Below are 13,321 nucleotides of genomic sequence, written 5' to 3'. Positions count from 1 at the left end.
GTAATAAACAAATCGGGCAAGAGACTACAGAAATGTGGGATTTAGGTGTATTCGGAATTGATGTAGAACAACGTGCTTATCTAAAAAAAACTGCCATTGAAACATGTGTAAACTTCATTGGTCGAACAATTTCTTTATCTGAATTTCGTTTTACTAAAGATGGAAGGAAGGTGAAAAGTGAATGGGATTACATACTCAATGTAAGACCAAACACCGACCAATCAGCCGCAGACTTTTGGCAAGATTTTATTTATAAGTTGTTGCATGATAATGAAGTGCTTGTAGTCTTTACTGATAATAATGATTTTTTAATAGCTGATAGTTTTGACCGTGTGGAATATGCTATCTATCCAGATATTTTTAAAAACGTAATGGTCAAAGGATATGAATTCAAAAAGTCATTCAATATGGATGAAGTCATTCACATCTCATATAACAATGAAAAATTCACAAGATTCTTAGACGGCATGTTTAAGGATTATACCGAGTTGTTTAGTCGCATTATTGAAACTAATATGTATGTTAATCAAATTAGGGCTATAGCTGGTGTTGATGGTAATACATCGTTAGATGAAAAAAAGCGAGAGAAGTTACAAGGATTTATTGATCGCATGTTCAATGCATTTCGAAATAAAGCTTTCGCCATAGTACCACAAACGAATGGCTTTAATTATGAAGAAATCACTTCAGGTAATAATAGTAGTCGTCATGTTGAAGAGTTAGACAAACTAAAAAAAGATTTAACAAGTCATGTGGCAAATATATTAGGCATTCCAATAACATTAATTCATGGCGAAATGGCAGAGTATGAAACTGCTCTGAAAGCTTATATAAAGTTTTGTATTAAGCCATTAATCAAGAAAATTCAAGATGAATTGAATGCAAAGTTAATCGAAAAAGATGATTACATGAATGGTGAACGAATCAAAATTTTTGGTGTTGCTGAAATGGATCCACTTGAATTAGCAAATGCAATAGACAAACTTGTGGCTAGTATGGTTTATACACCAAACGAGGTTCGTATTAAGTTAGGTGATGAGCCTTCCACAGATGAACGATTGAACAAACATTATTACACGAAGAATTATCAAGAATTAGATTCCGAAGGAGGAGGTGAAAAGGATGAAGCATAAAATTAAAGGCGATATCACTAGCTGGAATTCAACTATTTACGATTTTAATTACAAAATGCGTAACGTAAAAGAAGATGAGGATATTACACTTGAAGTCAACTCTTATGGTGGTGATGTTTTCTTAGGAATCGACATTATGAATACATTACGAGCTCACAAAGGTACAGTGACAGTTATCGTTACAGGTATCGCGGCAAGTGCTTGTTCTATTATGGCTATGGGCGCAGATATAGTTAAGATGTATTCAAACACTCAATTAATGATCCATCATGCATGGACTTATGCAGCAGGTAACGCTAAACAGTTACGTAAAGTAGCAGATGACTTAGAGAGTATTGGTGAATCTGTTTTAGCATCATATACACATCGTGTAGACGAAGAAACAGTAAAACAGTTACTTGATGAAGAAAAATACATGTCAGCTAAAGTTGCTAAGGAATATGGCTTTATCGATGAAATTATCGATGGTAAAGCTGAAGAAGTAGAGTCAGAAATGTTCTCTAATAAAGCACAAGAATTTAACAATGCACTTGCTGCCACTTCAACTGTGGAAGACAACGAATTACTACAGAAAGTTAGTGATTTAGAGAATCAAGTAATTCAATTGCAATCTCAATTAAATAAATCAAAAGAGGAACCTAACCAGCCGCAAATTGCTGCTAAACGTAAAGGGTTCTTTTTTTAATACTTAAAAACGGAGGTAATCGCAAATGACGATTAAATTAAAAGGACAAATGGAAAATTTTAAAGCAAAAAAGAAAGCTTATACAGATTTATTGAACAATGAAAATGCAACACCAGAACAATTACAAAATGCTGTAGATGAAATGTTTACTGCATTACAAAATGATTTGTCTGAAAAAATTACTGCTGAAGCACGAAATGAAGCAAATGATACTCAAATTTTAGTAGCACGCGGTAATCACATTTTAACTTCAGAAGAAACAGCGTTTTATAACAAAGTTGTAGCAGATGGTGGATTTAATGATGAATCAGTTTTCCCTGAATCTGTACAGGAGCGAGTATTTGAAGGCTTAACAAAAGTACGTCCATTATTAGCTGCTATTGGATTACAGGACTTAGGTGCAGCAACTAAATTCATTTATTCTGATCCGACTCTTGCATATGCTTGGAAGGAAATTTTCGGTGAAATTAGTGGACAAGTAAATGCGGCATTCCGTGATGAAAAAATCACTCAACTTAAACTAACAGCATTCGGTGCCATTCCTAACGATATGTTAGAACTTGGTCCAGTGTGGGTTGATCGTTACATGGTAACGTTATTAATTGAGGCATTAGCTGCAGGCTTAGAATATGGTTTAGTGAATGGCCGTGGTCCAGTACAGAATGAACCAGTTGGTTTAATGAAAGACGTGGATCCAACAACTGGTGCTGTTACTGATAAAACGTCAAGTGGTACATTAACTTTTGCACCATCAGAGCGTGGTGAAGTAGTGGTTGGTGAGTTATATGGTGTACTTAAAAACTTATCAACTGATGCAAAAGGTAAGTTCCGTAAAATCTTAAATAAAGTTGTTATGGTACTGAATCCTATCGATGCATTAGCTGTACAGGCTCGTCACACGATTCAGAATGATTCTGGTGTATTCGTCATGAATTTACCATACAACTTAACAGTTGCTGATTCAGAAGAAATTCCTGTAGGTAAAGTTCTATTCATGGTACAAGGCGAATATATCGCCGCTATTGCGGGCGATTATAAACTTAAAAAGTTTGATCAAACTTTAGCTATGGAAGATGCGACACTTTACACAATCAAGCGTTTTGCTAATGGTCGACCTAAAGATAATAAAGCAGCATTAGTTTATGATCTAGATGTTAAATTTCCAGTACCAGTAGAGACTCCTTAATTTAAGGGGTCTTTAGTATTTAAAAGGAGGAATAGAATGGCACAACATAAAGTGGTTCGTCGTTTTAAGGAATTGAAACATGACGGACATATCTATGAGGTTGGTGATAATTATCCTGTGGAGGGCAAGAAGGCGACTAAAGCACGACTTGAAGAATTATCGACAACGAAAAATAAGTACCAACAAATCTTCATTGAGGAAGTCACAGAAACTCCTAAAGATAAGGAGTGATGAATGTGGATGTTATTACTTCAGAAATTATAAATGAATTCAAACTTCGAATGCGTTTAGGTGATGATGAAGACGACAATTTGAAGCGCATATTAAAGGCATCTCACGATGATTTACAGCGCATTTGTGGTGACTATGATATAAACACTCACGAAGTCTTTAAAGAGCTTGTATTCGAGCGTTCTCGCTATGTTTATAACGATGCACTAGAATATTTCCACAGTAACTTTCTAACTCAATTAAACAACCTTAACATTGCTAAAGCACTCGAAAGTAGTGAAGTAGATGAAACAGTTTAGATACAACGAAAACAACCACAGCGGCTTGTATCGTCATCGTATTTTAATTCGTAAACGCACTTTAACCACAGATGAATTAATGCAGGAAATTGAAACGTTTGAGGACTACGGACGCTATTGGGCCATGATTAAAACGCTAAAAGGTAGCGAAATAATGGGGGCTGGAAGAGAGCAAACAAAAGTCGAGAAACGTTATGTATTAAAGTATGCTAAATCACTAGATGAATTTATTGATAGTGAGCATACGAGTTTTGAAGTGGTTCAAAATGGCGTTATATATGATGTTAAAAGCGCTCTAAATGATGATGACATGAACATTACTGTCACAATCGTTGTAGAAGGGCGGTCATAATATGGCTATCAACATAAACGATCTTGCTGCAGAAATAAACCGTACTCTAGCAAACTATGCTCATGGTGTTGGTGAAGAAATAGAAAAAGTAGCTGAAAAGGTAGCAAAAGAAGGCGCACTTAGATTAAAAGCTAACAGCCCTATAAAATCAGGCTCATATCGAAAAGGATGGAGAGCAAAAAAAGTAGGGAAAAGTTGGGTCGTCCACAATGCTACTCGTTATCAACTTACTCATTTACTTGAAAAAGGTCATGCGAAAGTTGGAGGCGGTCGTGTACCTGCCAAGGTTCATATAAGGCCTGTTGAGGAAGAAATGATTGATGAATTTATCCAAGGTGTTGAGGAGGCGATAAGAGGGTGACGTTACCTGAACTAGCGCAAAAGTTAGTAGCACTTGGTTATCCAGTAGCTTACTCACATTTTAAATCAGCACAAGCACCTCCCTTCATCTGCTACTTAGTTGTGGATGGCGATACATTCAGTGCTGACAATAAAGTATTATCAAAGATCAACTATGTTGATATTGAATTGTATGTAATAGATAAAGATCTAACAGCAGAAAAGAAAATCGAAGATATGTTAAATGAAAACGAACTCCCTTGGTCTTACGATGAATTATTCATCAGAGACGAGGGAGTTTTTAAATGCACATATTCAATTACTTTAGTTAATTAAAAGGAGCGATATACATGAAAGAAAATAAATATCCGATGTTGATGCCATTAAATATTCAAACGTTTGCTGAAAACAAAGTACGTTATGGTGTAAAAAATGTACATTTTGCACCTATCACTGAAACAGGCGGAGTTATTACATTTGGTACACCAATTAAATTCCCTGGTGCTGTTTCCCTTACGTTAGAACCTTTGGGTGAAACTACACCTTTCTACGCTGATGACAGTGCATATTATGTGTCTGTATCAAATAACGGATATGAAGGTACGTATGAAGTGGCAGAAATTCCACTTGAATTCCGTACAAAAATTTTAGGTGATGATTTGAGCGAAGACGGTATTTTAACTGAAACAACTACAGCAAAACCAAAGCAATTTGCTATGATGTTTGAATTTGATGGTGATGTAAAAGCAACGCGTCATGTATTGTACAATTGCACAGCCGCACGTCCATCACAAGGCTCTGAAACGAAAGGTGAATCAATTGAACCCGGAACATCAGAATTATCATTTACAGCTTCACCAAATGCTGATGGTGTTGTTAAACGTAGCACAACAGCTACAACAACAGATGAAATTTATAACGCTTGGTACACTAAAGTATTTGAACCAACAGTAGTACCAACACCTTAATAATTGAACTGTGGAGGGCAAATAGATGGAAATTACATTAACTATCGATGGTAAAGAAATACCTTTTAAATCAAATGGTGCAGTTGCAAAACGTTACATGATGCAATTTCAACGCGATATGTTGAAAGATATTTTAAGTTTGGGAGTTACAGAGAAAAAGTTTGATGACATGACAGAAAGCGAAAAAGTTGTTTGGATGCGCGATAACATTGATTTCAATATGTTTTATGATATTGCATGGGTGTTCGCCAAAACTGCAAACAATACAATTCCGGATCCATTGTCTTGGCTAGAAACGTTTGATGAGTTCCCAATCCTTGAAATTATCGAGCCATTACAAGGTTTACTTGAAAAAACGATTGGTTCTAAAAAAAAGTAACTAATAACGGTGCTAATAGTTCATCTGGAGAAATTAGCACCGAACAATTTTTAGTTCTTTGCAAAGAATGTGGTCTTACACACGATGATCTTGAAACAATGACATTCGGAATGTGCTTAGATTACATTGACACATATTTAGAAACAAAAAATCCAAATAAAGAAAAGCGAAAAGTCCGTCAGGCTTCACAAGCGGATTTCGATATGTTTTAACACTTGCCTTTTGGCAGGTGTTTTTTATTTGTTCAAAAGGTAGGTGATGGTAATGGCAAATACTCGATTAAAAGGTATTACAATTGAATTAAACGGTGATACAACAGGGCTTACGGATGCGTTAAAGGATGTTAATAAAGAAAGTAACAAGGTAACTAGTGAATTAAGAGAAGTTGAGCGTGCTTTAAAATTCGATCCAGGTAATGCCGAATTGATTGCTCAAAAACAGCAACTTTTAGCAGAACAAATTCACAATACGAGTCAAAAATTAGATGTCCTAAAAGAAGCTCAATCACAGGTTGAGACCCAATTTAGGAATGGTGAAATAGGAGCTGAACAGTACCGAGCTTTTCAACGCGAACTAGCGACTACAGAAGCACAAATGCAACGATACAATGCTCAAATGGCTAGCACAGCTAATGAGCAAGACCGGTTAGCACGTACGACAGGTGAATTATCAGCGTTTTTCCAAGCTACTGGCACTGATGTTAATCAATTCGCTGACTTATTAGGAACACGCTTAACAAATGCAATTCGTGATGGTTCGGCCACAACTGACCAGATGAACCGTGCTTTACGCTTAATGGGCCAACATGCTTTAGGTGCAGGCGTAGATATCGATCAAATGAGGGAAGCGTTGCGTAGAGCAGCTCAAGGTGCAGATTTGAGTGGTGTTAGACAAGAGTTAGCAAGAATCACTCAAGAAGCTAATCAAGCAGAAGAAGCTGTTAATGGATTTGGTCAAGAATTATCAGGTGTCGTTGCAGGATTAGCTGCTGGTGGAGGTATTGCAGGGGTTGTACAACAAGCTTTAGATGTATCAACCCTGAACACTAAAATTGACATTACATTTGATGTGCCTGAAGAAAGTAAAGCGTCAATCCGTGATGTTATTAAAACTATTGAAGCATATGGTGTGGATGGCGAAGAAGCGCTAGAAGGAGTGCGCCGTCAATGGGCATTAAATAAAGATGCATCAGATGAAACAAATGCGGCCATTGCAAAAGGAGCAGGAGTTGTTGCAAAATCTTATGCAGGAATTGATTTTATTGAATTAGTACAAGAAGTAAATGAAATAGGTGCAGCAATTGAAATTTCAAACGAAAAAGCCTTGGCACTTACAAATGCACTTTTAAAAGCAGGTTTCCCACCCGAACAATTAGACACTATTGCTGAATATACAACACAGATGAAAGAAGCTGGGTTTAGTGTTGCAGAAATACAATCTATTTTTGAAAAAGGCATTGATACAAAAACTTGGAATATTGATAACTTAAATGATGGCGTTAAAGAAGCACGTCTGCAAATGGCTACATTTGGCACAGAAATTCCGAAAGCACTTGAACCTGTATTGAAAAATGCTGGTCTTTCAGAAGAAAAGTTTTTAGCATGGGGAAAAGCTGTTGCCAAAGGTGGTAAAGAGGGCTCAAAGGCTATGGCAGAGGTTGTAACCTACCTTGATGAAATGGAAGAAGGCACTGCAAAAAACGACTTAGCTACAGCTGTTTTTGCAACTAAATGGGAAGACCAAGGTCAAAATATGATTTCTGTTTTTCAAGGTCTAGCTGAAGCACAGGATAAAACTGCTCAAAATCAAGAAGAAGTTAATGCGGCCTTTCAAAAAATGAATCAAGATCCAACTGTTTTAATGAAACAAGCTTTTGCAGATTTACAAACTACATTGGCTCCTTTATTAACAGCAGTAGCAAACTTTATAGCAAAAATAGCCGAATGGGTAAGTAATAATGCTGCATTAACAGCAGCAATTGTGGCGATTGTAGCTGTAGTAGGTATCTTAGCAGGAGCTTTTGCTGCATTAATGCCAGCGATTGGTGGACTCGTCACCGCGTGGCCCGCATTAGCAGCAATAATTGGCGCTATAGCTTCTCCGATTACTTTAGTAGTTGCCGCAATAGTAGGGCTTGGTGTAGCCCTTGTGGCTGCATATCAAAACTCTGAAACATTTAGAGAAAATGTAAATAATGTATTCCAAGCAATTAAGGATGTAGCAGTCACTGTATTTGAAACAGTGGCTTCTTTTATTGGTGAAAAAATAGCACAGATTAAACAGTTCTGGGATCAAAACGGTACTCAAATATTACAAGCTGTAGAGAACGTATTTAATGGCATAAAGGCTGTTATTGAGTTTGTAATGCCTGCTGTGAAGTTTGTAATTGAAACTGTGTGGAATGCCATTAAACAAGTCATTGATGGTGCTTTAAATGTCATTATGGGTGCGATTAAAGTATTCAGCGGATTATTTACAGGTGACTTTTCAAAAATGTGGGAAGGCGTTAAACAAATATTTAAAGGGGCCATTGATCTTGTTGTTGGCTGGATGACACTATCATTCTTTGGTGGTATCAAAACGATTGTCACTAACCTTGCTAAAACAGGCGTTAATCTACTAAAAGGCATGTGGGATGATATAGCAAAATTCTTTACTTCAATGGGTTCGCAGGTGTCTTCCACAGTTTCTAGCTTCTCATCAGGAGTAATTAACTTCTTTAAAAATTTAGCTACAAATGCAATAAATTCAGTTAAAAATACTTGGACTAGTTCGGTTTCTTTCTTCACTAATTTAGGAAATTCAGCGAAATCAATTGTATCTAATATGGTTACTTCAGTAATCAATTTTGTGAAGAATTTAGCGACTAATTTTGTTAATACCATCTCTACTATGAAGACGAATGTTGTTAACAAAATAACAGAAGTAAGAGATGGCATGGTAGAGAAAGTTAAATCATTACCTGCTCAATTTATTTCAATTGGTAAAGACATCATAAATGGTCTCATTAAAGGTATAACTGCTATGTCAGTTAATGCTATTGAATCAATTACTGGCGTTGTGGATGGCGTAGTAAATAAAGCTAAAAAAATGCTTGGTATTGCTTCACCTTCAAAGGTATTCAAGCAAATTGGTTTATGGACTGGTGAAGGTATGGCTATTGGTTTAGATGATTCTAGTCCTAGGGTCAATAAAGCTATGTCTGATATTGGTGATGGTATCCTTGCTGTTTCTAAAAACTATCAAAAAGAATATACAAATTTAATTGATGAGTTTAACAAAAAGAATGAAGATAAAAATGATAAAACGTTAGAAAAAATCTATAAGATTCAGAACAACGCTGCTAAAAAGAAACGTAAGCTAACTCAAAAAGAGTTACAGGATATTGCATTATTAGAGGCTTCGTATAGAGATAACAAGATTAAAGCCGACCAAGATTTCAACAAGAAATATAAAGCTTTAGTGGAGAAGTCCGAAAAAGAATACCTTGATGTAATTAAGAAATATGTAGATGACAAGAAGTCCTTAGAACAGTTGTCATTATTGGAAGAAGCGAAAATCTGGGAGCAGTCACTTGAATTGTTTGTGGAGGGCACAGATGAACGCATTAAAGCTCAACAGGAATATAAAAAGGCTGTAGAAGCAGTTAATAAAGAAATCACAGCTATTAATGCTGATTACTCTGGTCAAGTGATGAAGATCAATGAAGACTTGATTAAGAGTGAAGAAGCTTTAACCAAAGCGTATGAAGATGCATTAGATAAACGCTCCCAGTCTCTTTTATCTTGGAAGGGGCTTTTCGATTCATTCAGTCTTGAAATAGATGTTACTGGTGAACAATTGATTGCAAATTTATTTTCACAAGTAGATGGATTCAAGTTGTGGCAACAGGAAATTGAAAAGATTTCTGCTCGAGCGATTGATAAAGGGCTAATTGAAGAATTACGTCAAATGGGTCCAAATGCTTTACCACAATTAATTGCTCTTAATCAGCTTACAGATCAACAATTACAACAGTACAGTGATTTGTATAAAGAGAAAGCTAAACTTGCTCGTACACAAGCTGAAACTGAATTAAAAGGCATGAAGGATGATACAGATAAGCAAATTAAGGGTCTAAGAGATGCAGCTAATAAACAACTAACTACTCTTGAAAGAGAATGGAATGCGAAGATTATTTCATTAACTCAATCTACATCCACAGAATTGTCATCACTTGAACAAATAGGGATGGATGCTGGTAATGGATTATTAAAAGGTTTGTCTTCCACATCTAATGCAATTAAAAGTAAAGCTTTAGATATTGCTAACTCTGTTAAAAAGACAATCCAATCAGCATTGGACATCCACAGTCCTTCACGTGTAATGATGGGGTTCGGGGTTAACATTAACGAGGGCCTAATTAAAGGCATTGAACAATCGCAAAACAGATTAAACAATGCCATGAACAATGTGTATGGTTCATTAGCGAGTAGCGCAAATAAGTCGCAAGCGAATCAGGTAGCGCAGCAACAAATTATAAATCAATCAAATAACACAGATTTATCAGGGTTAATTGCTGCTATTACTCAATTAGCTTCAAGACCTGTTGAAACGATTATTAATATGGAAGGACAACAGGTAGCTAGAGCTGTCACTCCTTTCGTAACAAACATCATGGGTAATAATTACAATTCTGAATTAAGGTTAAATGGGGTGAAATGATGATTGTCACAAATTTGGCTGGTGAAACTGAATTGCTAGTCGATTTCATTAGTAATAGTTTAAAAAGAACTAGAAAGGTAAATGGTGATTATTCATTATCATTCACCCTTTTAAAAACTGAAAAGAATCAACATGCATATTCACTTGTGGAAGAAGAAAGCATTGTTGAATACGACTCACAACAATATCGAATAAAAGATGTGACGGAAGTACTTGCAGGTGTGACACCTATCAAAACAGTACAAGCCTCTCACATCTTTTTTGATTTAGTTGATACGTATAAATATGATTACTTGGAAAATACACAACACCTACAGTCATGTTTAACATTTGCTTTAGATGGAACAGGCTACACGTTCGAGGTTATTGATTCATTTGCTAGCGCAGTATTTGAAAAGTTTGGCGAAGATAATTCTTTAAGTCTTGTCCAAAAAGCATTAGATGTATTTGGCGCTGAAGTGCAAATTAATAATAAGCACTTAAAATTCTATCGCCAAATTGGTACAGATACTGAAATACAAATTCGTTATGGGTACAACATTAAGACCTTAGAAAAGTACGTAAATACAAACAATCTTTCTACTCGTATTCGAGGTTTTGGAAAGAAAAATGAAGATGGAAGTTATGTTGTAACTGCTGAATACATTTCGCCTAATGCTGCAATTTATGGAATTCGTGATGCAAAGCCAGTCTATGACGAACGATATACCGTCCACAGTGAATTGTTGGAGCGTATTAAATCTGAAATAATAGACGAGCCACAATTCAGCTTTAAAGTTGATTCTTTGGAGATGAAGAAGATGGGCGTACTTACAGAACAACTTAATGAAGGTGACAGACTTTTCGTTATTCATGATCCTTTAAATATTGATAGCATTGCCCGGGTACTAGAAATTGTTGATTATCCTGAATCATCAAAGCCTGCTGAATATGTATTCGGAAACTTCCAGAACAATTTTGTAAGTGAAATGGCTGGCTTCCAGAAGACGAAAGACAATGTGGATGCAATTCTAAATGGTCAACAAAAACTACCATACAATGTTTTAGATGATGCTGTTATACGTGCAACAGAAGCCTTAACATCAGCAATGACAGAGCTTATATTCGATAACGGCATTATTGCTCGTGATACTTCAAATCCTAATCGATTGGTACTTATCAATTCTAAAGGTATTGGTATTAGTGACAACGGCGGAGCTACATTCCGCGAGGCAATTACAGCAGATGGATTTGTATTATCAGCAGGAGCCATCGGTCAATTAAAAGCCAACAATATCGATGTAACAGGTTTAATTCGAGCTATTAACAACGAAGGCGTTACAACAATTGATGGTGGAAGAATCACTACCAATAGTATAGAGGTAGTAAAATTAATTGCTAGTTTACTTACAGGTTTCGGTATACAAACTGACAGTAACCTTCTAAACCCGCGTATATACATGGAAGGTTCAAAATTTGAAGCTACCAATCGTGATGCAAAAATACTCATAAATACAATGGAATGGGATGGTTACGCTGGGTTAACTGTTCAATCAGGTTCCGTTGACGCTCGATTGCAAGCTTACAGTGACCGTACAATGCTATCAAGTAACGGAGCTCCACTTGAAATATGGGCGCTTAATGGTGGTGTTGATGTAATTGGCGATTTTTCTGTTAGTGGAAGTAAAAACGCAAAGGTGCCAACAAGTTTAGGTTATGTTAATGTTTCAGCCTATGAAACAGCGGAGTACTTCTTCGGTGACGTTGTCAGAGGTAAAGTTGTGGATGGAGAATGCGTAGTCGTAATTGAATCGCTATTTAAAGAAACAGTAAATACAAATATTGATTATGAAGTCTTTCTCACACCTTATGGAAAAGGATCAATTTATGTTGATCTAGATACAATGACACCAGATCAATTTATTGTTCGCGGTGATGATATTCCATTTGTCTGCGAAATCAAAGCAAAACGAAAAGGTTATGAAGATGTTCGTCTGGAATTAACACATGAAAGCGAGGTAGAGGGTATTGTACAAAACGCTTCGCAAAACTAGTGATGGAAAAATCGAGGTCTTTTATGTTGATAACTTAGAAACAAAGCAATTATTAGATACAGAACGCAAGAAAGAAAGGTATCTAAAATCGATGGTTATCACTGAATCAAATAAAAAGAATGATCTTCGATTACGTCAAAAAATGGCTAGTGATTTACGTAAAATCAAGATAGCAAAAAAAGGGGTGTTGTCATGATTATTCAATTTTTAGATGGCACCAAGAAAGACATACAGGACTATAACCTAAAACGACTATTTCATCGTATACCTTCTTTAGATGTTAATCATGTTATTGAAAGTGTGGAGGGCAGAGGAAGTTTAGTAGTAGGCACTCAATATCAACAACGGGTATTAACTGTAACACTTTTGTATATTGTCCAAGACATATATGGTTATTACCTTCTACGAGACGATTTAAACGCACTTTTTGCTAGGGATGAACCTTTTTATATCATCTTCAAAAGAGAGCATTGGAAGCTATATAAAGTACGTTTAGCGCAACAGTTAGAAATGGAGCCGAACCAACACATGAACAGCTTTGATATTTCATTTAGAATGGATGACTTGTTTGCTGAATCAGTAGGTACTTCACTCGATTTGCAAAACCATGGTGAATGGGATGAGGATTTATGGGGATTTGGTTCAGGAATTGATTACGATACTCAATACAATTACACATTCAACTCAAACAATTTTGTTGTGAAAAACATCGGTAATCAGGCTATTGATCCACGCCAAGCAACTTTAGAAATAACGTTGAAGGGTAATTTTAGTAGCTATGTACAAATCAAAAACAATACTACTGGTGATGTTTACAGATTCAACAATCCTTTGTCCTCCACAGATACTTTACGATTATCAGGTATCAGGACTTTAAAAAATAGCCTTAGTGCATTTAAGCATACGCATCATAAACTTCTAACTTTGATACCAGGAGATAATTCAATAACTGTGGAAGGCGGCACTGTAGACAGTGTCGTTTTTGATTTCAGATTTTTATACAAATAGGGGT

At 36.1% G+C, this 13,321-nt stretch carries 14 protein-coding genes; all 14 read left to right on the top strand.

From position 1 onward, the window contains the following. Positions 1-32: 32 nt before the first annotated feature. Positions 33-1,133 carry a phage portal protein gene (locus tag JIN86_RS18360; RefSeq protein ID WP_202342535.1) on the top strand — a complete coding sequence of 367 codons (1,101 nt, stop codon included), beginning with the start codon at positions 33-35 and terminating at the stop codon, positions 1,131-1,133. Beyond that, positions 1,123-1,818 (top strand): head maturation protease, ClpP-related, encoded by a 696-nt coding sequence (locus tag JIN86_RS18355; RefSeq protein WP_202342534.1) that lies wholly within the window; start codon positions 1,123-1,125, stop codon positions 1,816-1,818. Before JIN86_RS18360 ends, JIN86_RS18355 begins: the two co-directional genes overlap by 11 nt. A gap of 25 nt (positions 1,819-1,843) precedes the next feature. Then, on the top strand, positions 1,844-3,004 hold the full coding sequence (locus JIN86_RS18350) for a phage major capsid protein (RefSeq protein ID WP_202342533.1): 1,161 nt from the start codon (positions 1,844-1,846) through the stop codon (positions 3,002-3,004). Positions 3,005-3,040: 36 nt separating this feature from the next. Further along, complete coding sequence (locus JIN86_RS18345; RefSeq protein ID WP_202342532.1) at positions 3,041-3,235, top strand: termination factor Rho; 195 nt, start codon at positions 3,041-3,043, stop codon at positions 3,233-3,235. After that, positions 3,235-3,534, top strand: a complete 300-nt coding sequence (locus tag JIN86_RS18340) for a hypothetical protein (protein WP_202342531.1) — start codon at positions 3,235-3,237, stop codon at positions 3,532-3,534. The genes JIN86_RS18345 and JIN86_RS18340 overlap by 1 nt, the downstream gene beginning before the upstream one ends. Further along, the gene (locus JIN86_RS18335; RefSeq protein ID WP_202342530.1) at positions 3,521-3,886 is read left to right on the top strand and encodes a phage head closure protein; all 366 of its coding nucleotides are present in this window, start codon (positions 3,521-3,523) and stop codon (positions 3,884-3,886) included. The genes JIN86_RS18340 and JIN86_RS18335 overlap by 14 nt, the downstream gene beginning before the upstream one ends. Positions 3,887-3,899: 13 nt before the next feature. Then, positions 3,900-4,247 (top strand): HK97 gp10 family phage protein, encoded by a 348-nt coding sequence (locus JIN86_RS18330; RefSeq protein WP_202342612.1) that lies wholly within the window; start codon positions 3,900-3,902, stop codon positions 4,245-4,247. Beyond that, entirely contained in the window at positions 4,244-4,561 is a 318-nt protein-coding gene (locus JIN86_RS18325; RefSeq protein WP_202342529.1) for a hypothetical protein, read from the top strand. The genes JIN86_RS18330 and JIN86_RS18325 overlap by 4 nt, the downstream gene beginning before the upstream one ends. Before the next feature lie 14 nt (positions 4,562-4,575). Further along, on the top strand, positions 4,576-5,193 hold the full coding sequence (locus tag JIN86_RS18320; protein WP_237497351.1) for a major tail protein: 618 nt from the start codon (positions 4,576-4,578) through the stop codon (positions 5,191-5,193). A gap of 25 nt (positions 5,194-5,218) precedes the next feature. After that, positions 5,219-5,572: a hypothetical protein gene (locus tag JIN86_RS18315; RefSeq protein WP_202342528.1), complete on the top strand. Its 354-nt coding sequence runs from the start codon at positions 5,219-5,221 to the stop codon at positions 5,570-5,572. Between the two features lie 264 nt (positions 5,573-5,836). Continuing rightward, complete coding sequence (locus JIN86_RS18310) at positions 5,837-10,276, top strand: hypothetical protein (protein WP_202342527.1); 4,440 nt, start codon at positions 5,837-5,839, stop codon at positions 10,274-10,276. Then, positions 10,276-12,309, top strand: coding sequence for a phage tail protein (locus JIN86_RS18305; RefSeq protein ID WP_202342526.1), 2,034 nt, complete (start codon positions 10,276-10,278; stop codon positions 12,307-12,309). The genes JIN86_RS18310 and JIN86_RS18305 overlap by 1 nt, the downstream gene beginning before the upstream one ends. Then, a complete protein-coding gene (locus JIN86_RS18300) occupies positions 12,284-12,505 on the top strand; it encodes a hypothetical protein (RefSeq protein WP_202342525.1) in 222 nt (73 codons plus the stop codon). The genes JIN86_RS18305 and JIN86_RS18300 overlap by 26 nt, the downstream gene beginning before the upstream one ends. Then, positions 12,502-13,317, top strand: a complete 816-nt coding sequence (locus JIN86_RS18295) for a distal tail protein Dit (RefSeq protein ID WP_202342524.1) — start codon at positions 12,502-12,504, stop codon at positions 13,315-13,317. The genes JIN86_RS18300 and JIN86_RS18295 overlap by 4 nt, the downstream gene beginning before the upstream one ends. The last annotated feature ends 4 nt before the right edge of the window (positions 13,318-13,321 follow it).

It is taken from the genome of Lysinibacillus sp. HST-98 (assembly GCF_016757845.1).
In the GTDB taxonomy this organism is placed as follows: domain Bacteria; phylum Bacillota; class Bacilli; order Bacillales_A; family Planococcaceae; genus Lysinibacillus; species Lysinibacillus capsici.
Note: the sequence above shows the minus strand (reverse complement) of the source record. Positions and strands in the feature narration are given on the sequence as shown.

Bases quoted from the DNA above. Each gene is read 5' to 3' on its own strand.
- JIN86_RS18340 (WP_202342531.1), top strand. From the start codon at position 3,235: ATGAATGTGGATGTTATTACTTCAGAAATTATAAATGAATTCAAACTT.
- JIN86_RS18295 (WP_202342524.1), top strand. From the start codon at position 12,502: ATGATTATTCAATTTTTAGATGGCACCAAGAAAGACATACAGGACTAT.
- JIN86_RS18335 (WP_202342530.1), top strand. From the start codon at position 3,521: ATGAAACAGTTTAGATACAACGAAAACAACCACAGCGGCTTGTATCGT.
- JIN86_RS18320 (WP_237497351.1), top strand. From the start codon at position 4,576: ATGAAAGAAAATAAATATCCGATGTTGATGCCATTAAATATTCAAACG.
- JIN86_RS18355 (WP_202342534.1), top strand. From the start codon at position 1,123: ATGAAGCATAAAATTAAAGGCGATATCACTAGCTGGAATTCAACTATT.
- JIN86_RS18345 (WP_202342532.1), top strand. From the start codon at position 3,041: ATGGCACAACATAAAGTGGTTCGTCGTTTTAAGGAATTGAAACATGAC.
- JIN86_RS18310 (WP_202342527.1), top strand. From the start codon at position 5,837: ATGGCAAATACTCGATTAAAAGGTATTACAATTGAATTAAACGGTGAT.
- JIN86_RS18350 (WP_202342533.1), top strand. From the start codon at position 1,844: ATGACGATTAAATTAAAAGGACAAATGGAAAATTTTAAAGCAAAAAAG.
- JIN86_RS18305 (WP_202342526.1), top strand. From the start codon at position 10,276: ATGATTGTCACAAATTTGGCTGGTGAAACTGAATTGCTAGTCGATTTC.
- JIN86_RS18315 (WP_202342528.1), top strand. From the start codon at position 5,219: ATGGAAATTACATTAACTATCGATGGTAAAGAAATACCTTTTAAATCA.
- JIN86_RS18360 (WP_202342535.1), top strand. From the start codon at position 33: ATGTGGGATTTAGGTGTATTCGGAATTGATGTAGAACAACGTGCTTAT.